Origin of the sequence: Bacillus sp. BS98, from assembly GCF_008432245.1 — a bacterium.
Taxonomy (GTDB): Bacteria; Bacillota; Bacilli; order Bacillales; family Bacillaceae_G; genus Bacillus_A; species Bacillus_A toyonensis.
Map to the genome: position 1 here is coordinate 3,589,416 of NZ_CP043830.1, position 23,360 is coordinate 3,612,775.

Genomic DNA, 23,360 nt, shown 5'->3' on the forward strand with positions numbered 1-23,360 from the left:
CATATTGCTTTATCCCTATACACATTACCATAGTATGAAGCGTTTAGCCAATTTTGACAAGGAATAGGACCTGCCTTATCTTACATTTCATAAGCAATGAACTTGCCATTTCCATACAACGATCCTTATATTATTTTACCATTCTGAATTTTCTAAGTAAACAAAGCTATCCTATATTTTTTATTCAGTAAAAAAAGGTTGCCAAATGGCAACCTTTTAATCGTTACATAAATTCAGCAACAAGCTCATCAAACATTTTCTGATCCATATTTAAATCAGCTTGTACTAATGGCTTTTCACTATAGCCTTTTACAAGTTCTTGATATGATGGTTGCGCAGTATTTTGATAAATTAAACCTGTTACTAATCCGTTATTTTCCATTAATGTTTGCATAGCCATCATGCGATTAGATGGATCATATCCCTCTACTGTACTTAGTTTCGTTAAGTTCTCTTTGAACCAATCGTACGTATTTACTTTATTATAAGTAACACATGGACTAAATACATTAATTAATGAGAACCCTTTATGGTTAATACCAGCTTCAATAATTTGCGTTAATTCTTTTAAATCACTTGAAAAGCTTTGCGCCACAAATGTTGCACCAGCTGTTAATGCCATTTCCATAACATTTAATGATGGTTCAATCGAACCTTGTGGTGTACTTTTCGTTTTAAATCCAGCTTCACTACGTGGTGAAGTTTGGCCTTTTGTTAATCCGTAAATTTGGTTATCCATTACTATATACGTAATGTCAATGTTTCTACGAATAGAATGGATTGTATGTCCCATACCAATCGCAAATCCATCACCGTCACCACCTGATGCGATAACTTTTAAATCACGATTTGCCATTTTCACACCTTGTGCAATCGGAAGGGCACGTCCATGAATACTATGCACACCATATGAATTAATATAACCTGATATACGACCTGAACAACCAATACCAGAAACAACAGCAAGTTCATCTGGATTTAAGCCAACGTTAGCTGCCGCACGCTGAATTGCAGCTTGCACCGAAAAGTCTCCGCAACCTGGGCACCAGTTTGGTTTTACACTGTTACGAAAGTCCTTAAATGTTGCCATTTAATACAACCCCTTTTTTGCATTCGTTGTAAATCTCTTTTGGCAAGAATGGGTTTCCATCATATTTTAAAAGACTAGAAATTTTCTCACCACTACCAAGATTCATTTTCATAATGTTAGCAAGCTGACCAGTCGCGTTGTTTTCTACAACTACAACACGTTTTGCATTTTTCACAAGTGGATCGATTTCAGCTTTCGGGAACGGGTGAATTAAACGGATTTGAGCATGGTTTACTTTCATACCCTCTTGTTCTAAACGCTCCATTGCCTCTTCGATCGCACCACGAGTTGAGTTAAATCCAACAAGCAATACATCTGCTTCCTCATGCTTAACATTTTTATAAACAGGGGTATTAAACTTCAAGTTCTCCATTTTACGGAAACGTTTGTCCATTTGATCTTTACGGTTTATTGCCGATTCAGATGGTTTACCAGTTTCATCATGTTCTACACCTGTAACATGGTGAATACCATTTTTCATACCAGGTAAAACACGTGGTGAAACGCCATCTTCTGTTACTTCATAACGCTTGAAGTATGCTTTATTTTCACGTTCTGGTAATTCTGCTTCTAAATCCAGCTTACCGCGACGAATTTCCACTTTATCTAACGTAAGCGGTTCTACAGTTTGTTTACCTAAAGAAAGCTGTAAATCCGTTAAGAAAATAACAGGCACTTGATATTCTTCAGCTAAGTTAAACGCTTCTACAATATCATAGAAAGCTTCTTCCACTGTACTTGGCGCCATTACGATTTTTGGAATTTCACCATGCGTACCGTAAATCATCGCCATTAAATCAGACTGCTCTTGTTTCGTTGGTAACCCCGTACTTGGACCACCACGTTGCGTATCAACAATTACTAGCGGTGTTTCTGTAATACCTGCTAACCCAATCGCTTCCATCATTAAAGAAAGACCAGGCCCTGCAGATGCTGTTAATGTACGAACACCAGCATAGTTTGCGCCAATTGCCATTGTACAAGCTGCGATTTCATCCTCAGTTTGGATTACTGTTCCGCCGACTTTAGGCAATTTTTTAATTAAGTATTCCATAATTTCAGATGCAGGTGTGATTGGATATGCTGACATAAAACGAGCGCCACCAGCTACCGCACCAAATGCGATTGCATCGTTTCCAATCATAAACATGCGTTTCTTACCATCAGCTTTTTCAAGCTGCATCATGTTAACTTTCTCACCTAGCAATTCTTTCATATATTGAGAGCCGCGTTTAATTGCGTCCATATTCTTTTGAACGACTTGCTCTCCTTTACGACCAAAGATTTCTTCAACAACATCCAAATAAGCTGTTTCGTCTAAACCTAATACCGCACTTGATGCTCCAACAGCAACCATGTTTTTCATTAATGATGTGCCTAATTCTGAAGCAATATCTGTAAACGGTATCACATATAAATTTACATCTGTATTGTCAGGTATTGTTGGATTAAATTTCGCATCCGCAACGACAATTCCGCCTGGACGTAGTTCGTGGAAGTTAAAATCAATTGTTTCTTGATCAAAAGCAATTAAAATATCTAAGTCATCTGAGATCGCACGTACTTCTGTTGTACTTACGCGAATTTTATTATTTGTATGGCCGCCTTTTATACGTGATGAGAAGTGGCGGTAACCGTATAGGTAATATCCTAATCGGTTTAATGCTATACAGAAGATTTCCCCTGTACTTTCAATTCCTTCACCTTGTTGGCCTCCAACTTTCCATGAAAGTTGACTAATCATCTCCTACACCCCTTTTGGCTGCATTCATTGTAGTGTATTTTTTTACAGTATTAGTTTAGCATTTTTTATGCAAATAAACTACAACGGACGCAAATTATGCCTCTTCTGATTTCCCTGAATCTTAAGTATAAAGCTATTTCGTTTTTCATTCTAGTATTAGGTCCTAAAAAAAGCAATAATATCAATTGAATTTATTTTAATTTTTCTGAATTTTTAAAACAAAACACTTAAAAACTTATATGTTCAACAAAGTTATCATACAAAAATCGTTCTACAGTTGATGCAGCATAGTGTTTATATAGTTCATTAATTACATTTTCATAATCTTCATACACCGATACATTTGCAACTGTTTCTAAAATCCCATCAAAATCTGAACCAAACCCTATGTTGTTTTCTCCACCTAGCGAACAAATATAATCGATATGTTTTATTATATCTGTAATATTCGCTTGTTTTTCATTTGTAAGAAACTGAGGTACAAAAGTGACACCAATCATGCCATTTCGCTTTATAAGGAATTGAATTTGTTCCTCATTTAAATTACGTGGATGGTCACACAGTTTATAGCAATTTGAGTGAGATGCAATAGGATTATTTGCAATTTCTACCACATCCCAAAAACTTCTCTCATTTAAATGGGACAGATCGGTCCATAAATGCAACGTATTAAGTTCTTGTACAACTTGTCTACCGAAAGTAGTTAAGCCTGCTCCACGTGTCTCTAGCGCCCCATCAGCTAACAAATTCGCATAGTTCCATGTTAATCCAAAGGAACGTAAACCTAATTGATAAAACAAACGTAATTTCATCGCTTCTTTTCCAATTGCTTCGCATCCTTCTAATGTTAAAAGAGCTCCAATCTCGTCCTGTTTTAACATACTTATATCAGCTTTCGTTCGGATCAACTTCACACCTGGTAGCGATAAAATTTCATTATAAAAAATATCTATCATTTGTAATGCCGCTTCAAAACGTTTTTCATATGCTACTGTTTCTGGCACATATATAGCAAAACATTGTATACTTCCTTTTCTTTTCTTTAATTGTTCAAATGTAATATGTAATTGTGAATCATTTTTAAAATTCTTTTTCCCCTTTGCAATCCATAACTGTAAGAGTACATCACAATGAGCATCAAAAATTTTCATTTTCATTCCTCCACTATAAAAATAACCTGTTTGCATACTGCAAACAGGTTGTTTAAACTTAACGAGGTTCTACAATTAATTTTATTGCTGTACGCTCTTCCCCATCAATCATAATATCTGTAAACGCTGGGATACAAATCAGGTCCAAACCACTAGGCGCTACAAACCCTCTTGCAATTGCTACTGCCTTTACCGCTTGGTTCAATGCACCTGCACCAATAGCTTGAATTTCTGCTGTTCCGCGTTCGCGAATAACACCTGCAAGTGCACCAGCTACAGAATTAGGGACCGACGTTGCTTTAACTTTTAATATTTCCATTCCGCGTTTCCTCCTCGTTTCTTTAAAAAGTATTAGCAATTATATCACTTTAACTTATATTCACGAGGAATGGCGCGTATTCCTGCTAAATTTTCGTAATTTTTCTAAAAAATTAAAATATAATAACTTATCTAAATCTTTACGGAGATTTACTCAAAAAATGGTTGATCGTCATTAATTAAAATGCGCTCAATTTTCTTTGCTTTTCCTGTATTCGGATCCACATCAATTAGCACTGCACTTAATTGTGTTCTACCATTCGTCACTTCAAATCTTACCGGTAAGTTTGTTAAAAACTTCTTCAAGACCGCTTCTCTATCCATACCTAAAATTCCGTCATACGGGCCTGTCATACCAACATCTGTAATGTATGCTGTTCCGCTTGGTAAAATACGATTATCTGCTGTAGGAACATGAGTATGTGTACCTACTACCGCTGTAGCACGACCATCTACATACCAACCTAGCGCTTGTTTTTCACTTGTAGTTTCCGCATGAAAATCAACAAAGATAATATTCGTACGTTTTTTCGCAATGTTAATTAATTCATCCACTTTTCGAAATGGACAATCAATCGGAGGAAGGAACGTACGCCCTTGTAAGTTAATAACTGCAACTTCTGTTCCATTACAATTCACAAATATAAGACCTTTTCCCGGTGTTCCTTCTGGGAAGTTAGCTGGTCTTGCAAGATATTTTGCATCATCAATAAATTCAAATACCTCACGATTATCCCAAGCATGGTTTCCAAGTGTAACCGCTTGTGCGCCGCACTCTAAAAAGTTTCGATAAATTTTTTCTGTAATACCACGCCCACCTGCTGCGTTTTCTCCATTAATGATTGTTACTGTAGGTGTATATTTTTTCTTTAACGCCGGTACGTATTGTTGAATCATACTTCTACCAGGAGATCCTACTACATCCCCAACAAATAATATTCTCATATGTCTTACCCTTTCTATGTACTACATTTTTTATTACTATAACTTCAAGCAATTTCCTTACAACAAATTTATTATAAGTTTGTTTCACTTGATTTTCTTTATTTTATCCAATTCCAACACAAAAAAATAAAGTGGTGTTTCACCACTTTATTTTGCGTATTCCACTGCACGTGTTTCACGAATAACAGTTACTTTAATATGTCCTGGGTAATCCAGTTCATTTTCAATACGTTTTCGAATATCACGAGCTAAACGATGAGCTTCTAAGTCATCGATTGTATCTGGTTTTACCAGAATACGAACTTCACGTCCTGCTTGAATTGCGAATGATTTTTCAACGCCTTCATAAGACTCTGAAATCTCTTCTAACTTTTCAAGACGACGAATGTAGTTTTCAAGCGTTTCACTACGAGCTCCCGGTCTTGCAGCTGATAATGCATCTGCTGCTGCAACTAAAACTGCAATGATAGAAGTTGGTTCTGTGTCACCATGGTGAGATGCAATACTGTTTATAACTACAGGATGCTCTTTATATTTCGTCGCGAGTTCAACACCAATTTCAACGTGACTACCTTCTACTTCATGATCAATAGCTTTCCCGATATCATGTAATAGACCTGCACGTCTTGCTAGTTTTTCATCCTCACCAAGCTCTGCTGCCATAAGTCCAGTTAAATATGCAACTTCCATAGAGTGTTTTAAGACGTTTTGTCCGTAACTTGTACGGTATTTCAAACGACCTAAAATCTTAATTAAATCTGGATGTAATCCGTGAACACCCACTTCAAACGTTGTTTGCTCTCCGACTTCGCGAATATACTCGTCCACTTCACGTCTTGATTTTTCGACCATCTCTTCAATACGCGCTGGGTGAATACGTCCGTCCTGTACTAGTTTATCAAGAGCGATACGAGCTGTTTCACGACGAATTGGGTCGAATCCAGAAAGGATTACCGCCTCTGGTGTATCATCGATAATTAAGTCAATACCCGTTAACGTTTCTAACGTACGAATATTACGACCTTCACGCCCGATAATACGTCCCTTCATTTCGTCATTTGGAAGATTTACAACCGAAACGGTTGTTTCAGCAACATGATCAGCTGCACATCTTTGCATTGCAAGAGATAAAATCTCTTTTGCTTTCTTATCCGCTTCTTCTTTCGCGCGAATTTCACTTTCTTTTACCATAACGGCAATTTCATGAGAAACTTCACTTTCCACTTTACCAAGAATAATTGCTTTCGCTTGTTCGCGTGTCAGATTGGAAATGCGCTCTAATTCTGTTTGTTGCTTTTGAACTAACTCTCCCACTTTGCTTTCCAACTCTTCAATCTGTTGTTGTTTCGCTACAAGAGAATCCTCTTTCTTCTCTAACTGTTGCTCGCGCTTATCGAGCGTTTCGTCTTTACGATCAAGGTTCTCTTCTTTTTGCATTAAACGATTTTCTTGTTTTTGTAATTCGCTTCTACGGTCACGAATTTCTAATTCAGCTTCTGTACGAAGTGTATGAATTTCATCCTTTGCTTCTAAAAGCGCTTCTTTCTTAAGTGCTTCTGCATCACGATTCGCTTCGTCTAAAATACGTCTCGCTTCATTAGCTGCACCATTAATCTTCGCTTCAGCAATAGACTTTCGAACAAAAAAGCCAACAACTGCACCGACTGCTGTTGCAAGCAAAATGGAGATGAGTATCCAAAATGTACTCGTCATGATTTCACCTCCCCTTGCTATGAATGAAAAAAGACTGTCGGCATGTACATTGAATTACAACATACAGCAAAGACCGTCGTCCCGCTTTTTTAAGGGACTTTCTTCATTTCACAATTAAAATGTCATATTATTATTTCGGCAAGATTTAAACCTTACTCCGAATATTACTTCTCTTCTTGAGAAGAGTATATCGTATATAAGAAAAAATATACATTCTCATTGTATCTATCGGAATTTTCATTGTCAAGCGTTGTCTACTTTTACTTTCTTTACCTTCAGTCCTGAATGTTATCTGAATTTGAAAAATTGATAGCATATTATCCTGGAAAACCTTAGTAAATACCATTTTATTCCCTTAAAACATATGAATATCCCTCTTTACACATCCCGTTTGAGTCAAAAAAAATTTTTTTAACTACTGCGATATACACGATTTTAATAGAAGGTAAAAAAATAAAAGACACGGGACCGTGTCTTTTATTTTTTAATCTTGAAGAGTTGAATCTTCCGTGTCTTCCACACCTGAGTCTTCACCAATTCCGTGATGATCACGAACAAAGAAGGCAATTTCCTCTCTTAAATCCGTATTCTCTTTTAAGAATTGTTTTGAATTTTCACGACCTTGTCCTAAACGTTCTTCATTATACGAGTACCAAGCACCACTCTTTTGAACGATATCAAGTTCAGAAGCCATATCTAAGATTTCACCTTCTCTTGAAATACCTTCTCCGTACATAATATCAACTTCAGCAACACGGAATGGTGGTGCTACTTTATTTTTCACTACTTTTACTTTCGTTTTATTACCAACGATGTCGTTACCTTGTTTTAATTGCTCAGCACGACGTACTTCAAGACGAACTGTTGAATAGAATTTCAACGCACGACCACCTGGAGTTGTTTCTGGCACTATCTATAGATTTTCCATCTCTATAGTCCGGACTATCTCTTCATCTCTTTACAGAGAGCCTTGCACTTCCAGCAGTAGCCTATCATCTGCCGTACCCTACTCAGTTAACTAAAAGTCCTTTTCGGTAGTCTCTACACCTTCCCCATATCACTATGGAGCTTGGCACGGTATTACCCTAAATAATGGTGGGCTTCACCGTTAGCAACTATATGGATAGTTACACCCTTAGGCAATAAGGTTCACAAGGTTTTTTTACATGCTATCACTAGCAAGGGAAACCCATGGTAAACTCCTTAATCTTTTGCAAGACTTTTTCTTTATTTGCTAACTCTTCTTCATGTATAACAAGATATTTATAGCAGCCCTCTTCCATAAATAAAAGTTTTCTTTTATCTCGTTCTTTTATCTTTTTGAGTGAGTGTGCCCATTTCCCATGGACATCTAAACAATATTTTCTACCTAAGTAGAAATCAATAGACCACTTATCGATTCTTTTTTGCTTAATGAACGCCAGATCTAAACTTAACAACATCTGTTCAACCTGTTGTTCCAGTAAAGTATCATAATTTTTCTTTCTGACCTTTACATTAAGCTCTTTTCTCCTTTTAGCAACACATGTATCGGATACGCCATACTTAATAGCAATTTCAACATGTGATAAATATGGATTTTTCAATTCTTGTTCAACTTCTGCGGTTTTAGGCAAGTAAATCTTTCTATATCTGGTTCTTTTAATTCCGAGTAACTTTAATATTTCACCTACTCGCCTTTCATCAAGATTAATTTCTTTACCTATATCTTTCAATTTGCTATCCGCATGTGTCACAATAAAATCCACTTGCCATTGTTCTATGTTTCGATAAGTTCTATTTCCAATTGTCACTGCCACTTTAATCTCTCCCTATAAGAAATCCCTTATAAAGACTTAGTCGAAGAAGACAAATAAAGACTCAAGTACATTACTTTGATTAAGCAACTTGTAGTTGATTTCCGAACATAACCCCAACTTTTTCACGAATTTGGTTGATAAAGATTGCGATTGTTTTTGATTTATTGATTGCACCTGAAAGCTTACGAAGTGCTTGTGACATTAAACGTGCTTGTAAACCTACGTGTGAGTCACCCATGTCTCCTTCGATCTCTGCTTTCGGTACAAGAGCTGCTACAGAGTCAATTACGATAATGTCAACCGCGCCACTTCGTACAAGTGCTTCTGCGATTTCTAGTCCTTGTTCCCCTGTATCAGGCTGTGATAATAGTAATTCATCTATGTTAACGCCTAATTTTTGTGCATATACAGGATCCATTGCATGCTCCGCATCAATAAACGCTGCTTGTCCACCTTGACGCTGTACTTCAGCGATTGCATGTAATGAAACTGTTGTTTTACCTGAACTTTCAGGTCCGTAAATTTCAATAATACGGCCACGTGGGTATCCGCCTACCCCTAGTGCCACATCAAGTGCTAAAGAACCACTTGAAATTGTAGAAATTCTACGCTCAGCTTGTTCTCCTAATTTCATAATTGAACCTTTACCGAATTGCTTCTCTATTTGTTTTAACGCCATATCTAATGCCGCTTGACGATCACTCATTCAAAATTCCTCCTTAACTGAATTGCTAATCTTATTATACCTATTTTCAATTCAATTTGCCAACAAAAATCGAACATTTATTCGATTTTTTTATTTTCCATTACATAAAACTGCATTTAACCATTAAAAAAAGCTAAAAGAGACTTATATCTCTTCTAGCTTTTTATACAAATGATAAAACCCATATTTTGCTGAGCGTTCCCTAATTTGTTGACGACTTCCGCTTAAATTTAGAGGAAAGACTACAGTTGGTTCATCTTTAATCGCCAATCCAACAAATACTGTTCCCGGCTCTTTATGTTCTGAAGCATCTGGTCCTGCTACCCCAGTGAAACTAATTCCGATATCCGCTTTTAATAATTCTTTAACATTTTCAGCAAGATAACGAGCACATTCTTTACTAACTGCACCGTCAGTAGACAACACTTCCTCAGGTACATGTAAAACATGTTGCTTCACATCATTATGATAACAAATGACACCGCCTTTAAATACTGAAGACACACCAGCACTTTCTGTTACTTGATTACCGAAGAGACCACCTGATAAACTTTCTGCACACGCTAAAGTTAATCCTTTTTTCTTCAATAACTCTATCACCTTATAGTGCAGAAACTCTTGGTCATACCCGTAGAAAAATTCTCCTACTCTTTCTAAAATCAAATCTTCCATATGCTGAATGAGTTTCTCCGCTTCATGAGCATTTTGATGCTTCGCAGTTAAACGTAATGTCACTTCTCCATCATTCGCAAGCGGGGCGATTGTCGGGTTCGTTTGTCCATCAATTAAATCTTGAACTTTCACCTCTAATTGAGATTCCCCAATTCCGAAGAAGCGAAGTACGCGAGAATAAATGTTTTCTCCTGTTGTAAAGTTACGTAAAAAAGGCTCTACATAACTTACATACATTGGCCTCATTTCTTTCGGTGGTCCTGGTAATAAAATATAAACTTTTCCGTTCTTATTTAAACCCATACCAGGTGCCATACCGTGATCATTTGCAAATACAGTTGCTCCATTCAAAACGAGTGCCTGCTTTTTATTATTTTCAGTGAACTCACGACCTGTACGCTTAAAATAATCGCTTATTAATGCTAATGCATTTTTGTCATATACAAGCTCTTCCCCTAAGCTAGACGCAATTGTTTCCTTCGTCAAATCATCTTTTGTCGGGCCTAATCCACCTGTAAAAATAAGCATGTCCGCACGTTCTTCTGCAACTTCAATCGCCTGCTGTAATCGTTTGTTATTATCTCCAACTACAGTATGGTAGTACACATTAATGCCAATTGAAGCTAACTTTTCAGATAAAAACTGGGCGTTTGTATTTGCAATTTGTCCAAGTAATAATTCCGTTCCAACCGCAATAATTTCAGCATTCATCCCAATTCCCCCATAAACTTCTATTTTGAGTTTACAAAAGCAGCTCTATTTTTCCAGAAATAATCCCATCCTGAAATAACAGTAAAAATTAATGCAATCCATATAAAGATATCAGCAACTGGAATATGGATTAAATTTAACGGTACATCGTGTAATAAATACGCTGCAATCGCAATAATTTGTGTCCATGTTTTAATTTTCCCTAATTGATTCGCTGCAACGACTTCCCCTGTTCCAGCAAGTACAAGTCGTAAACCTGTCACAGCAAACTCACGACTTATAATTACTATAACGATCCAAGCTGGTACAAATCCCATCTCGACTAATGTGATAAGTGCTGCCGAAACAAGTAATTTATCTGCTAACGGGTCAAGGAATTTCCCTAAGTTTGTTACAAGATTATACTTTCTTGCGTAATGTCCATCAATCCAATCTGTAGCTGAGGCAATAATAAAGATAAGCGCCCCTACTAAGTGTTGAATTGGTAGATCTACATCACCAATTGTGTATGAACCCCAATCAAAGGGTGCTAACATAATTACCATAAAAACTGGGATTAAGAAGATTCTAGATATTGTAATTTTATTTGGTAAATTCACAGCTATTCCTCCATCATATCAAAAACATTTGTTCATTGAAAAAAGTCATCGAAGCGATGACTGTTATTGTGCAGGTTGCTCTACCCCTTGGTTTTTTATCACCAATCTTTGGTGAAGTTCTTTTTCTGGATCCAATGGGTAAGCGACCACTTGGCCATTCAGTTTAACTTCAACATTCGTTGCATTTCCAATATTAAGTCGCACTTCTTTTGCTGTTGATAAATCACGTTTTTCTGTTTGACCACTTTGTACTGTAGTGTTTAGAATTTCATTACCCGCATCGTCCTTAACATCTACATAACTTGTACCCTTCGCTGAAATTTCCAGTTCTAATGTTTTATTATTATGAATTTCCAAAGTAGATACCTTACCACTTGTTCCAACTACTTTTACTTCTTGTTGTCCAGTTGGTTCCTCTTTCTTTGGCTCTTCTTTTTTTGGCTCTTCTTTCTTTGGTTCTTCTTTCTTTGGTTCTTCCGCTTTCGCTTCATCTTTCTTCGTATCTAGCGGAGAATTTTCTGCTTTTTTAACTTCAATTTTCTCACTTTGAGTAGCCGGAACTCGTCCGTCATCTTTACCAGTCAGTGCTTGAATAACAAACCAAACTACGACTCCAAATGCGATTACTAACAATGCAATTAAGATTTTCGGCATATGATCTGCCATTGGCAATGATGAAGATTTTTGCATTGTTTCTTGTGTTTTTTGTCCAGTTGATACTTGTGGAACATCACGATTTTCAGATTGTGGTATCGTACTCTGATATTCTATAAGCAGTTCCTCTCCATTTAATCCAGCCGCATCTGCGTATTGTTTAATGAATGCACGTGCATAAAAAGCTCCTGGCAATACGTCATAATTGCCTTCTTCAATCGCTACTAAATGGCGTTTTTGAATTTTTGTAATCTCATGCAGCTGATCAATAGACAAGCCTTTTGCTTCTCTTGCTTCTTTCAGCTTTTGTCCTAATTCTGTCACTACTAACACCTCAATATTTCTTTAAAAGTCGAACATAGAGAAATTATTTTGCGTACCTTGCTCAATTTCATCTACTAAATTATATTGAATTTCTTCATCATAATCGTTACGTAACTCGATAATATAATCAAAATCATCCAATGTGTATTCTGACTGACTCACAAATACATCAGGATGTTCCACAACTTTCGTTGCAGGCAATCTCATAATTTCACGAACGAGTTGCCAATGCCTTTCATTGGCACGCTTTGTTGACACAATTCCATCTAGGATGAAAATATTGTCATCGCTATACTCATCTTCAATCAATTGACTACGAACAGTTTGCTTAATGAGAGTAGATGATACAAATAACCATCGTTTATTTGCACAAACACTTGCGGCAACAATGGATTCTGTTTTTCCGACACGAGGCATTCCTCGTATCCCAATTAGTTTATGGCCTTCTTTTTTCATGATTTCCGCCATAAAGTCTACAAGTAATCCTAATTCATCACGCACAAAACGAAATGTTTTCTTGTCATCTGCATCTCGTTGTATGTACCTACCATGTCTAACCGCTAGTTTATCCCTTAGCTTTGGCGGACGATATTTCGTTACCGTTATGTTATCCATCGTATTTAAAATTGATTCAAGTCTAGAGATCTGCTCTTGATTATCACACATAAGGAGTAACCCACGTCGTGCATTATCAACACCATTAATTGTGACAATATTAATGCCGAGCATACCGATTAACGAAGAAACGTCACCAAGCAAGCCAGGTCGGTTTTTATGTATTTCATATTCAAAATACCATTCAATCATCCAAGATCACTCCCCTTGCTTACTTTACACCTACGTACTATATTATATGATTTCACCTTAATAGGGAAGCTAAATGTATAATCTCTCCCGTGTAATTATTATACAAAAAAAGTAGAGAGGAGAATCTCCTCTCTACTTTTACTTATGTTGTACAAACTTAACCATTAAATTTGCGATTGTATGCTGCTCTTGTTCATCAGCAACTTTCCAAAGCTCAGACAATAATTTTTCTTGATCGTTACGCGCTTCTACTTCATTTGCTAAATAATCGCCAACACGAAATGCCATATCTGATACGGCACCATTATTAAGCCCTTTTCCTTCCGCTTGTTCTAAACGTTCTCCTAAAAAGCTCTTCCACTGATCAAAATTATCTAACACTGACATAATTAAGCACCTCACTATTGAGTAATAAAATCATGCTTAATTTGTGCAACTTTTCATTTTTTATGTAAGAATTTTTTAACAATGCCAGCCACCATTCACACCGATAATTTGTCCAGTTATGTAAGATGCTCCTGGTGATACGAGAAATGAAACTGTCTTTGCTACCTCTTCTGGTAAACCTATTCTGCCTAATGGTATCTCTTCAGCAATGCCAATCTTATCTTCTTCAGAAAAGACACTTAACATTTCCGTTTCAATTGCACCTGGCGCTACTGCATTCACACGCAATCCACTTAAAGAAACCTCTTTTGCTAAAGCTTTCACATATGAATTTTGTGCTCCCTTTACCATTGAATATAACACTTCACAAGAAGCCCCTATTTGCCCCCATATAGATGAAACAACTACAATATTTCCACTTCTCCGCCCAATCATAGGTGGAAGTGCCTTTGATAGTAATTTATATACACTCTTAACTTGAAGTTCTACCATATAATTCAACTCATCATTTGTTACATCTGTCACTAATCCAAAGATACTCTTCCCAGCTGCGTATACGATAACATCAATAGGATGTTCAATTTGTCCCCACAACTGCTCTGCCCCATCATTAGAAGCTAAATCCGCTTGAACAGGAATCACTTCACCCCATTCCTTCTGTAACTCATTTACCTTGTCTTCACTGTTATTGTAATGAACATATACAGTATATCCATCTTGAATTAATTGTTTTGAAATAGCAGAGCCAATCCCTCCGCTCCCTCCAGTTACTAATGCATACTTTTTCATAATTACCCTCTCTTATCTCTACAAGCTCATTTTTCATATAACTAAATAATACCCTCATCTTACAATTTATCAATGATAAGATGAGGGTATCTTTTAAATTTTATTTTTTCGGTAAAACTTGACAAACGCTCATTTTTTCTTCTGATAATAATAATTTCGCTACTTCTTGTAAATCTTGAACAGTTAGACTTTCTAATTCAGTCAATGCATCAAACAAGCTAGATTCATTAAACGCATATCGCGTAAATTGATTTGCAATATATTCCGGTGAATTCAACGAGCGTAAAAAGCCACCAATTTTCTTTTTCTTTACTCGTTCTAATGCTGCCTCATCTAATTGATCATAATTTGTGTTTAATAAAATATCTTTCAAACGCTTTTCCAATTCATCCGGTTGCTTCGTATCACCGCCAACCATTGCAAAACCGAAGTTATTCTCTTCCGTATAATCATACGAGAACGAATCATCAATAAGCCCTTCATTATATAACGATTCGTAATGAACCGAGCTTTTTCCAAATAAATAATCTAAAAGTAACGTAAGCGCGATTTCTTGTTTTAAAAGAGCTTTCCCTTTTTCTTTTAAATTTGTCGCTTTAATACCGACTAAACATTTCGGTGTTTGTACAGGCATTGAAATGATTTTCTTCTTTTCATTTACCTCATTTGGTTCATCTTCAAATGAACGTACAATTTCCGGCTGATTTTTATAATCTTTTTTCGCTTGATTTTCACGCACTAAGTCCATTGTTTCCTCTGGATCAATTGCACCAACAACAAATAGTAACATATTGCTCGGATGATAAAATGTTTCGTAGCATTCATATAATAGGTCTTTCGTAATTTTACTAATAGACTCGATTGTCCCTGCAATATCAATTTTAATGGGGTGCTTTACAAACAAGCTATCAATTAATCCAAAGTATAAGCGCCAATCTGGATTATCTTGATACATTTGAATTTCCTGTCCGATAATCCCCTTTTCTTTTTCAACAGTTTTTTCAGAGAAGTAAGGCTCTTGTACGAAATTTAACAACGTATTTAAATTTTGTTCTACATTTGATGTGCATGAAAAAAGATAAGCTGTTCTTGTAAAGGATGTGAAAGCATTTGCCGATGCTCCTTGTTTACTAAACAATTGAAAAGCATCGTGATCTTCTTTTTCAAATAATTTATGCTCAAGAAAATGCGCAATTCCGTCAGGTACACGAATCATTTCTTCTTTACCTAATGGTACGAATGTATTATCCATAGAACCATACTTTGTCGTAAACGTTGCAAATGTTTTATTAAATCCTTGCTTCGGTAAAACATATACATCTAATCCATTCGGAAGTTTTTCATAATAGAGCGTCTCTTTTAATTGCTCATAAACAATCTTCTCCATTTATTCTCCCTCCGTTCCTTGTAAAAAGTAAATTGTATCTAGTTCAATATTTTTAGCAACTTTCACAATCTCTTCTTTCGTCACACTTTCTATACCTGTTAGCCATTCTTCAACTGGACGTGTACGATCTGAAATAATACCATGATATAGCATTTCCACAAATCCACGTGGCGTATCAATTGCTTCTAATATTTGATTTTGAATGACACTTTTCGTTTGATGCATCTCTTCTTCAGAAAAATCACCATTTTGCATCGCAAGCATTTGTTCTTTAATAATTTCAACTGCTTTTTCATAATTTTTTGCTTCAATCCCTGACATAACAAACAACAAGCCTTTATGACTTTCAAATCTTGATGCTGCATAGTACGCTAAACTATTCTTTTCGCGGACATTTACGAATAACTTCGAATGAGAAAAACCTCCAAATAGCCCATTGAACAATTGCAGTGCAAAATAATCTTCATCTTTATATGTGACAAACGTACGATAACCAATGTGTAATTTACTTTGTTTTAATTCTTGTTTTTCAACAACTTCTTTTTCTTCATTATTTCGCTTATGAAGGAGTACGTTTCTTTCTCTCACAGGACGCGCTGTAATAGAAAAATACTTACTTACAAGATCAACTGCGTTTTCTGAAATATCACCAATAATATATAGATCCATTTCATCTTCCGCTAACACCTTTTGATAATATTGATACAAACTTTCATTTGTAATAGAAGTAACACTCTCTTTTTTTCCATTTGCACTTAATCGATACGGTTCTACTTTGCACATTTCTTCGATTAAACGCTCATTTGCATAGCGCATTTTATCATCATAAGTAGCTTCAATTCTCTGCAAAAGCGCTCTTTTTTCACTTTCTACAATAGAAGGTAGGAAACTATTTCCCTCTGTTGCTGGATGTAAAACAATATCCGATAACATAGAAAGCGCTTTTTCAAATAACGGTGGTGCATCGTGTAAATATACTTCATTTGCAATGTCTACATAAATGGAGATGATATGGTCTTCCCCTTTTTTACTTACATCTACTCCCAAAGAAGATCCGTATAATTCTTCTAAATATTGACGTAGACGAATTACAGAAGGAAGTTTTTCTGTCGCACTTTGCAATACGTATGGCAATAGGGCACGCTCTGTCACCGTCTCCTCATTTAAAGGTGCTTTAAAACGAAATACAAAGGTATTTGTTTTATATTTATCAGTCGGAATAATATGTACTCGCAAACCACCTAACTCATGTAATTGTTGTTCCATTAGTTTCATTTATAGCCCTCCTTTACGTATATAGGAATATTCCTCTTCAATATACAGTTTTTAGAAATAAAAAACCAATTTTTCTTCCTTATTATGCTTACAAATGACTTTTTCTAAAAACTATAATATGTAAGGAACATAGTAAAATTTCGTATTACATATATTCTATGTAAAAAAGCTCACACTAATGTGCGAGCTTTTTTCTACTTACAAATTACTTATCGTTTTCCTTTTTCATAAGGAGTTCCTAATGCTTTCGGAGCTTCAGAACGACCTACAAAACCGACAAGTGCTAATATTGTGAATACATACGGTAATATCGTTAATAAAACACTTGGAATCTGGTCTAATACAGGAATTGTTCCACCCGTTACACTAAGAGACTGAGCAAAGCCAAAGAATAGAGCTGCACCCAGTGCGCCTAGCGGATTCCACTTCCCAAAGATCATAGCAGCTAAAGCTAAGAAACCTTGTCCTGTAATAGTTGCTCCTGAGAAGTTATTAGAAATGGACATTGCAAAAATCGCCCCACCAATTCCGGCAAACACCCCTGATATACAAACGCCGATATAGCGCATTTTATATACGTTAATCCCCATCGTATCCGCTGCCATTGGGTGTTCACCAACAGCACGCAATCGAAGACCAAACGGTGTTTTATAAATAACATACCAAACAACAAATGCTAAAACAATCGCAATATACGACGTTATTGGTACATTTGAAAAGAATATTTTCCCTATAACCGGAATATCCGAAAGACCTGGAATATCAATCTTTTCAATACGGTACTGAATAAAGTCAGTCTGCCCTTTATCAAAGATCTTCTTAATTGCAAATACTGTTAAACCAAGAGATAAGAAGTTAATTGCTACACCACTTACAACTTGATCCGCTCGGAATGTAATAGATGCTACTGCATGAAGTAATGCAAATAAACCACTACCAATTGCCGCAAACAATAACGCAATCCACGGAGTCATCGTTCCCCAAGTATCACCCATTAATAAGTTTGTAACAACTCCAATAAATGCACCAAATAGCATTAGTCCTTCTAATCCGATATTTACAACACCCGATCGTTCACTAAATACACCACCTAGTGCTGTGAAAATTATAGGTGCCGATGTATATAACGTACCCGTCACAAGAATGGCTAATATATCTAAAAAGCTCATTTATTTCCCCTCCTTGCTCATGCGTGTAAGCGCCCATCTTAACACATAACTACATGCAACAAAGAAGATGATACATGCAATAATTACGTTTATAAGCTCTGATGGCACATCTGCCTCAAAGTTCATTTGAGGGGAAGCACTTTTCAAACCACCAAATAATAAAGCTGAAAGGATAATACCAAACGGATTATTTCCTCCAAGTAAGGCTACGGCAATCCCGTCAAACCCTACCCCTGTAAAGGAGGACATCGCTGTCATGCTTTGGAATGTTCCTAATCCTTCCATCGCTCCACCAATCCCTGCGAACGCACCAGCAATTGTCATGGAAAATACTACATTACGAGAAACTTTCATCCCTGCATATTGAGAAGCATGTTGATTAAATCCTACTGACTTTAATTCATAACCTAAAGTTGTTCGATCTAATAAGAACCACATTAAAATAGCGATTAAAATTGCTACAATAATTCCCCAGTGAAGGCGTGAACCGTCAGTAATGGATGCAAGCCAGTCTGAAGATAATGACGCACTCTCTTTAATGTCGTACGTTTTATCATTACCCTCGTGTAAAAAGCGCTTAATAATATCATATGTTACATATAACGCGATATAGTTCATCATAATTGTTACAATAACTTCATTAACTTGAAACTTTCCCTTTAAATATCCAGGGATGAAACCCCAGATTCCGCCTACTAACGCTGCGAATAAAATAGATAATGGAATGTGAAGAACAGCTGGTAGCGAGACTGCATAACCGAACCAAACCGCTGCAAGCCAACCAACTAACAATTGACCCTCTACCCCGATATTAAATAAACCTGTACGAAATGCAAACGCCACCGATAAACCAGCAAGAATAAGCGGTATCATTGTACGAAGTGTTTCACCAATCGCACTTGGACTGCCGAACATGCCTGTCCAAAGTGCACTATAACCAACAATTGGGTCATAGCCACTAACTAGCATTACAATCGCTCCTACAAGTAAGCCAAAAATAACGGATAGTACTGGGACTAAAATATTTATCGTTCGTTCTGTTAAAAGTTTTTTAGCCATTTGTACCCACCTGCTCCTTCTTTGTTCCTCCAGCCATTAACAATCCAAGCTGTTGTTCATTCGTTTCTTTCGCATCAACTATTGCTACAATTGTTCCTTCATAAATAACAGCAATTCGATCGCTAACATTTAAAATTTCCTCTAACTCTAGTGATAAAAGTAATACACCTTTTCCTTTATCTCTTTGCTCTATTAATCTCTTATGAATAAATTCAATTGCCCCTACATCTAAACCACGTGTCGGCTGTGCTGCAATTAATAAATCTGGATCACGGTCTACTTCACGTGCAATAATTGCCTTTTGCTGATTTCCCCCAGATAGTGCACGAGCTAACGTTTGCTCACTAGGTGTACGTACATCAAACTGTTCAATAAGTGCCTTTGCTTTTTCTGTAATTTTGCTGAAATTTAAAATCCCTTTCTTTGAAAACGGATTTTTATAGTACGTTTGCAAAACTATATTATCTCTAACAGAAAAATCAAGAACGAGTCCGTGTTTATGACGATCTTCTGGAATATGACCAATTCCTTCTTCTGTTATTTTTCTAACAGGCCAATTTGTTATTTCTTTCCCTTTAATTGCAATAGAACCTGACTCAACTTTTCGTAAACCAGTAATTGCTTCTATTAATTCACTTTGTCCGTTTCCATCAATTCCTGCAATACCGACAATTTCCCCCGCACGAACAGTTAAGTCAAGGCCTTTTACAGCAGGTAGTTGACGTGCATCGTGAACAACAAGGTTTGCAATTGAAAGTACCTCTTCTTTTGGCTTCGCGTCTATTTTTTCTGTTTTAAAATTCACTTGACGTCCGACCATTAATTCTGCAAGTTTATTTTCATCCGTATTTGCAACGTCAACCGTTCCAATCCCTTTTCCTTTACGAATAATCGTACAACGATCGCAAACTTCCATAATTTCTTTCAACTTATGTGTAATAAGAACAATAGATTTCCCTTCTTGCACAAGCTTTTTCATAATTTGAATTAGCTCATGAATTTCTTGTGGTGTTAACACAGCTGTCGGTTCATCAAATATTAAAATTTCTGCCCCGCGGTAAAGTGTTTTTAAAATCTCAACACGCTGTTGCATACCGACAGAAATATCTTGTATTTTCGCATATGGATCTACAGCTAAACCGTATTGTTCAGACAGTTTTTGAATTTCTTTAGCAGCTTCCTCAACAGCAATTTTCCCTTTTTTCTTCGGTTCGTTTCCGAGAATAATATTCTCTGTAACTGTAAAATTATGAACAAGCATAAAGTGCTGATGTACCATTCCAATACCAAGGTCATTTGCTATATTCGGATTTGTAATCTTTACAGTTTTTCCTTTAATTTTAATTTCACCTTGTTCTGGCTGGTACAAACCAAATAGTACATTCATCAATGTGGATTTCCCTGCACCATTTTCTCCAAGTAAAGCATGTATTTCTCCCTGCTTTACTTGCAGCGTAATATCATCATTCGCTACAATGCCTGGGAATACTTTCGTAATGTTATTCATCTCAATTACGTATTCCATTGTGTTCCTCCTTTTAACAGGGAACATTCCCCTATTACACTATTAACTTATTAAGCAATTCGGAAGTTTTATACATACAAAGGTTAGTTCTATGAACTAACCTTTGCTATTTCTCTATTTATTTTTTTAGAGAAGCTTCATATTCTTTATACTCTTTATCTGTAGCTGGTACTTTAATTGCACCATCTGTAATTTTCTTTTCAAACTCTTCTACTTTTGTTAAAATTTCAGGGTTAACTTTTTTCACGTTGTCAGTTGTTTTTGCAATACCAACGCCGTCATCTTTTAAGCCAAACGCTTCTATTTTACCGCCTTTTAATTTACCGTCTTTCGCTTCTTGTGCTACTTTTTCAACAGCGATATCTACACGTTTTACCATTGAAGTTAATGTTACATTTTCAGGCATACCTTCTTGGTTTTGGTCACGGTCAACACCGATTACCCAAACGTTTTCACCTTTTTTCTTACGATTTTTCGCTTCAGTGAATACACCATTACCTGTACCACCAGCAGCATGATAAATTACATCTACGCCTTGACCATACATTGCTGAAGCAAGAACTGTACCTTTTTCAGGTTTATCAAATGCTTCTGCATATTCAGATACGATTTCAATATTTGGATTTACTGCCTTTGCACCAGCTTTAAATCCATTTTCGAATTTACTAATTAAATCACTCTTCATTCCACCAACAAATCCTACTTTATTCGATTTCGTTGACATAGCTGCTACCGCACCTACAAGGAATGAGCCTTCATGATCTTTAAATGTAATGCTTGTTACGTTTGGTGCATCTACAACAGTATCAACGATTGCGAATTGTTGTTTTGGAGATTCTTTTGCTACTTCTTTAATTGCACCTTCTAATTTATAACCAATTCCGAAAGATAAATCATACTTATCTTTTGAAAATTTCTTTAAGTTCGGAATATAATCTGCTTCTTTTTCAGACTGTAGGTAACGATAATTTGTCTTTTCTTTTAAATCGTTATCTTTACCAAACTTTTTTAGCCCTTCCCAAGAAGATTGGTTGAATGATTTATCATCAACGCCTCCAACATCTGTTACCATACCGACTTTGAAATCTTTATTGTCTTTACTGTCTTTCTTGTCACTGCTCGCTTTATCCGAGTTACCACATGCACCTAAAACTGTACTTGCTGCTAATGTTAATGATAATAAAAGACCTGCTTTTTTCTTCATACTAGAAACCCCTCCTAAAATGATATATATTTCTTCTTACGCTGCTGTCCCTTACTTCTTGCTGTCACCTCCCTAAAAAGGAACTTACTTACATACGTTTTCTTAATACGTGGAAGCTAAACTTATCAGCTCTAAAGTAATTAATAGAATATAAGATTGGCTCATCATTTTGATCATAGTGCATTTGTTTTAATACAAGCAGTGCTGTTTCAGGCTCACATTCTAAAATCGGTGAGATTTTCGGATGGTAACCAATCGGCTCAATATGAGCAACCGCATACGTTATGCGCTTATGCGTGTTATTATGTATCACTGTAAGTAATGATTCTTCATTGTAGCCCGATAAATCCGGCAATATTTCTTTTGCAAGTTTATCAATGCAATATACAACAGGTTCCCCATCCGCTGTACGCACACGCTCAATCATCACTGCATTAAAACCATCTTCACTATTAAACTTCTCTTTTTCTTCTTCGGTTAAAGTTGTTGTAGATGATGATAAAAAGATTGTTCCTGGTGTTTTCCCCACACTAGAAATCATATCTGTAATACTAGAAAGTTGTTCTATTCCAGAAGAAAATAATGGCTTTGCATTTACAAACGTCCCTACACCATGTCTACGAATGACAACATTTTCTTCTTCTAAAATACGCAATGCTTCCCTTAAAGTAGCTCTACTTACGCCAAGTTCTTTCGCTAAATCAAACTCTGATGGCAGCTTTTGTCTTTCTTTGTAAGCCCCATCTTTAATTTTTTCTTTGATGTGATCAATCACCCGTAAATATAGGTGACGACTATCGGATTTTACTGACATAAGACTCCCCCGCATTTCAATTATTCGACCTCTGATGTAAGACTTCTTTTCTCTTTTTTCAACTTACAACATAGTAAACATGACTAATCACTAAAAATAAACACAATTGTCGAATAAATATTAATAATTTTTTTAGATAAAATTTTCACTCTTTACTGCATAAAAAAAACTTTGCACCATAAACATTCCTCTTTTCGAGAAAAAGTTCGGCACAAAGATCCCTTACATCCTTTGTTACACACTTTTCCCCTCATAGTCTAGCAATTCATGGTTGCCAGGTAGAAACTTATGGACCTTATCTCCAAGATTATATGAGGCAGTGATTCTTTTCGAAGTAATCTTACCACTTGCTCTCATACGTGTCAACAAAATTTAACATTTTTCTACAATGAATATCGAACATTTATAAAAAGGCACACTCATAGCATTCGTATTCTAAAGAACCGACTTGAATGTAAGCCCTTTCTTTCTTGTTGAATATAGTATATAACAAAAACAGTATATAAAAAAGCCTAATT

At 36.2% G+C, this 23,360-nt stretch carries 20 protein-coding genes, 2 pseudogenes and 1 riboswitch; all 22 genes and pseudogenes read right to left on the reverse strand.

Annotated elements, in window-relative coordinates; all coding sequences use genetic code 11:
- Nucleotides 1-223: 223 nt before the first annotated feature.
- Nucleotides 224-1,090, reverse strand: coding sequence for a 2-oxoacid:ferredoxin oxidoreductase subunit beta (locus F0362_RS18490; protein WP_000190160.1), 867 nt, complete (start codon nt 1,088-1,090; stop codon nt 224-226).
- Nucleotides 1,077-2,834 carry a 2-oxoacid:acceptor oxidoreductase subunit alpha gene (locus F0362_RS18495; protein WP_000625412.1) on the reverse strand — a complete coding sequence of 586 codons (1,758 nt, stop codon included), beginning with the start codon at nt 2,832-2,834 and terminating at the stop codon, nt 1,077-1,079. Before F0362_RS18495 ends, F0362_RS18490 begins: the two co-directional genes overlap by 14 nt.
- A 227-nt stretch (nt 2,835-3,061) precedes the next feature.
- Nucleotides 3,062-3,985 carry a dipeptidase gene (locus tag F0362_RS18500; RefSeq protein ID WP_000688026.1) on the reverse strand — a complete coding sequence of 308 codons (924 nt, stop codon included), beginning with the start codon at nt 3,983-3,985 and terminating at the stop codon, nt 3,062-3,064.
- A gap of 58 nt (nt 3,986-4,043) precedes the next feature.
- Nucleotides 4,044-4,304 (reverse strand): stage V sporulation protein SpoVS, encoded by a 261-nt coding sequence (gene spoVS / locus F0362_RS18505; RefSeq protein ID WP_000404341.1) that lies wholly within the window; start codon nt 4,302-4,304, stop codon nt 4,044-4,046.
- A gap of 149 nt (nt 4,305-4,453) precedes the next feature.
- Nucleotides 4,454-5,248, reverse strand: a complete 795-nt coding sequence (locus F0362_RS18510) for a TIGR00282 family metallophosphoesterase (RefSeq protein ID WP_001221099.1) — start codon at nt 5,246-5,248, stop codon at nt 4,454-4,456.
- A gap of 147 nt (nt 5,249-5,395) precedes the next feature.
- A complete protein-coding gene (gene rny, locus F0362_RS18515) occupies nt 5,396-6,961 on the reverse strand; it encodes a ribonuclease Y (protein ID WP_000204713.1) in 1,566 nt (521 codons plus the stop codon).
- Nucleotides 6,962-7,445: 484 nt separating this feature from the next.
- Nucleotides 7,446-7,868, reverse strand: a pseudogene (locus F0362_RS18520) (recombinase RecA); the annotation flags it as partial.
- A 268-nt stretch (nt 7,869-8,136) separates the two neighbouring features.
- Nucleotides 8,137-8,760 carry a PDDEXK family nuclease gene (locus tag F0362_RS18525; protein ID WP_000301533.1) on the reverse strand — a complete coding sequence of 208 codons (624 nt, stop codon included), beginning with the start codon at nt 8,758-8,760 and terminating at the stop codon, nt 8,137-8,139.
- 97 nt (nt 8,761-8,857) lie between these two features.
- Nucleotides 8,858-9,466 (reverse strand): annotated as a pseudogene (gene recA, locus F0362_RS18530) (recombinase RecA); the annotation flags it as partial.
- A gap of 144 nt (nt 9,467-9,610) precedes the next feature.
- Nucleotides 9,611-10,849, reverse strand: a complete 1,239-nt coding sequence (gene cinA / locus F0362_RS18535; RefSeq protein WP_000990726.1) for a competence/damage-inducible protein CinA — start codon at nt 10,847-10,849, stop codon at nt 9,611-9,613.
- Nucleotides 10,850-10,869: 20 nt separating this feature from the next.
- Nucleotides 10,870-11,448: a CDP-diacylglycerol--glycerol-3-phosphate 3-phosphatidyltransferase gene (gene pgsA, locus F0362_RS18540; RefSeq protein WP_149889919.1), complete on the reverse strand. Its 579-nt coding sequence runs from the start codon at nt 11,446-11,448 to the stop codon at nt 10,870-10,872.
- Nucleotides 11,449-11,511: 63 nt separating this feature from the next.
- Nucleotides 11,512-12,426 carry a helix-turn-helix domain-containing protein gene (locus F0362_RS18545; protein WP_000137453.1) on the reverse strand — a complete coding sequence of 305 codons (915 nt, stop codon included), beginning with the start codon at nt 12,424-12,426 and terminating at the stop codon, nt 11,512-11,514.
- A gap of 21 nt (nt 12,427-12,447) precedes the next feature.
- Nucleotides 12,448-13,233, reverse strand: coding sequence for a DUF3388 domain-containing protein (locus tag F0362_RS18550; RefSeq protein WP_000574107.1), 786 nt, complete (start codon nt 13,231-13,233; stop codon nt 12,448-12,450).
- A 138-nt stretch (nt 13,234-13,371) separates the two neighbouring features.
- Complete coding sequence (locus F0362_RS18555) at nt 13,372-13,620, reverse strand: DUF3243 domain-containing protein (RefSeq protein ID WP_000114447.1); 249 nt, start codon at nt 13,618-13,620, stop codon at nt 13,372-13,374.
- A 75-nt stretch (nt 13,621-13,695) separates the two neighbouring features.
- Complete coding sequence (locus tag F0362_RS18560) at nt 13,696-14,409, reverse strand: elongation factor P 5-aminopentanone reductase (protein ID WP_000759598.1); 714 nt, start codon at nt 14,407-14,409, stop codon at nt 13,696-13,698.
- Nucleotides 14,410-14,509: 100 nt separating this feature from the next.
- A complete protein-coding gene (locus tag F0362_RS18565; protein ID WP_000411962.1) occupies nt 14,510-15,796 on the reverse strand; it encodes an EF-P 5-aminopentanol modification-associated protein YfmH in 1,287 nt (428 codons plus the stop codon).
- Entirely contained in the window at nt 15,797-17,071 is a 1,275-nt protein-coding gene (locus F0362_RS18570; protein WP_000772425.1) for an EF-P 5-aminopentanol modification-associated protein YfmF, read from the reverse strand.
- Nucleotides 17,072-17,280: 209 nt separating this feature from the next.
- Entirely contained in the window at nt 17,281-18,240 is a 960-nt protein-coding gene (locus F0362_RS18575) for an ABC transporter permease (protein ID WP_000008853.1), read from the reverse strand.
- Complete coding sequence (locus tag F0362_RS18580; protein ID WP_001085263.1) at nt 18,241-19,299, reverse strand: ABC transporter permease; 1,059 nt, start codon at nt 19,297-19,299, stop codon at nt 18,241-18,243.
- Nucleotides 19,292-20,824: an ABC transporter ATP-binding protein gene (locus F0362_RS18585; protein ID WP_000456934.1), complete on the reverse strand. Its 1,533-nt coding sequence runs from the start codon at nt 20,822-20,824 to the stop codon at nt 19,292-19,294. Before F0362_RS18585 ends, F0362_RS18580 begins: the two co-directional genes overlap by 8 nt.
- Nucleotides 20,825-20,942: 118 nt before the next feature.
- On the reverse strand, nt 20,943-22,028 hold the full coding sequence (locus tag F0362_RS18590) for a BMP family lipoprotein (RefSeq protein WP_000725766.1): 1,086 nt from the start codon (nt 22,026-22,028) through the stop codon (nt 20,943-20,945).
- Between the two features lie 88 nt (nt 22,029-22,116).
- Complete coding sequence (locus F0362_RS18595; RefSeq protein WP_000114182.1) at nt 22,117-22,842, reverse strand: GntR family transcriptional regulator; 726 nt, start codon at nt 22,840-22,842, stop codon at nt 22,117-22,119.
- Nucleotides 22,843-23,075: 233 nt separating this feature from the next.
- Nucleotides 23,076-23,177: riboswitch (purine riboswitch) on the reverse strand.
- Between the last annotated feature and the right edge of the window lie 183 nt (nt 23,178-23,360).

Excerpts from the sequence above, each read along its gene's own strand:
- F0362_RS18490 (WP_000190160.1), bottom strand. The coding sequence starts at position 1,090 with ATGGCAACATTTAAGGACTTTCGTAACAGTGTAAAACCAAACTGGTGC.
- F0362_RS18495 (WP_000625412.1), bottom strand. The coding sequence starts at position 2,834 with ATGATTAGTCAACTTTCATGGAAAGTTGGAGGCCAACAAGGTGAAGGA.
- F0362_RS18500 (WP_000688026.1), bottom strand. The coding sequence starts at position 3,985 with ATGAAAATTTTTGATGCTCATTGTGATGTACTCTTACAGTTATGGATT.
- spoVS (WP_000404341.1), bottom strand. The coding sequence starts at position 4,304 with ATGGAAATATTAAAAGTTAAAGCAACGTCGGTCCCTAATTCTGTAGCT.
- F0362_RS18510 (WP_001221099.1), bottom strand. The coding sequence starts at position 5,248 with ATGAGAATATTATTTGTTGGGGATGTAGTAGGATCTCCTGGTAGAAGT.
- rny (WP_000204713.1), bottom strand. The coding sequence starts at position 6,961 with ATGACGAGTACATTTTGGATACTCATCTCCATTTTGCTTGCAACAGCA.
- cinA (WP_000990726.1), bottom strand. The coding sequence starts at position 10,849 with ATGAATGCTGAAATTATTGCGGTTGGAACGGAATTATTACTTGGACAA.
- F0362_RS18550 (WP_000574107.1), bottom strand. The coding sequence starts at position 13,233 with ATGATTGAATGGTATTTTGAATATGAAATACATAAAAACCGACCTGGC.
- F0362_RS18555 (WP_000114447.1), bottom strand. The coding sequence starts at position 13,620 with ATGTCAGTGTTAGATAATTTTGATCAGTGGAAGAGCTTTTTAGGAGAA.
- F0362_RS18560 (WP_000759598.1), bottom strand. The coding sequence starts at position 14,409 with ATGAAAAAGTATGCATTAGTAACTGGAGGGAGCGGAGGGATTGGCTCT.
- F0362_RS18565 (WP_000411962.1), bottom strand. The coding sequence starts at position 15,796 with ATGGAGAAGATTGTTTATGAGCAATTAAAAGAGACGCTCTATTATGAA.
- F0362_RS18570 (WP_000772425.1), bottom strand. The coding sequence starts at position 17,071 with ATGAAACTAATGGAACAACAATTACATGAGTTAGGTGGTTTGCGAGTA.
- F0362_RS18575 (WP_000008853.1), bottom strand. The coding sequence starts at position 18,240 with ATGAGCTTTTTAGATATATTAGCCATTCTTGTGACGGGTACGTTATAT.
- F0362_RS18580 (WP_001085263.1), bottom strand. The coding sequence starts at position 19,299 with ATGGCTAAAAAACTTTTAACAGAACGAACGATAAATATTTTAGTCCCA.
- F0362_RS18585 (WP_000456934.1), bottom strand. The coding sequence starts at position 20,824 with ATGGAATACGTAATTGAGATGAATAACATTACGAAAGTATTCCCAGGC.
- F0362_RS18590 (WP_000725766.1), bottom strand. The coding sequence starts at position 22,028 with ATGAAGAAAAAAGCAGGTCTTTTATTATCATTAACATTAGCAGCAAGT.
- F0362_RS18595 (WP_000114182.1), bottom strand. The coding sequence starts at position 22,842 with ATGTCAGTAAAATCCGATAGTCGTCACCTATATTTACGGGTGATTGAT.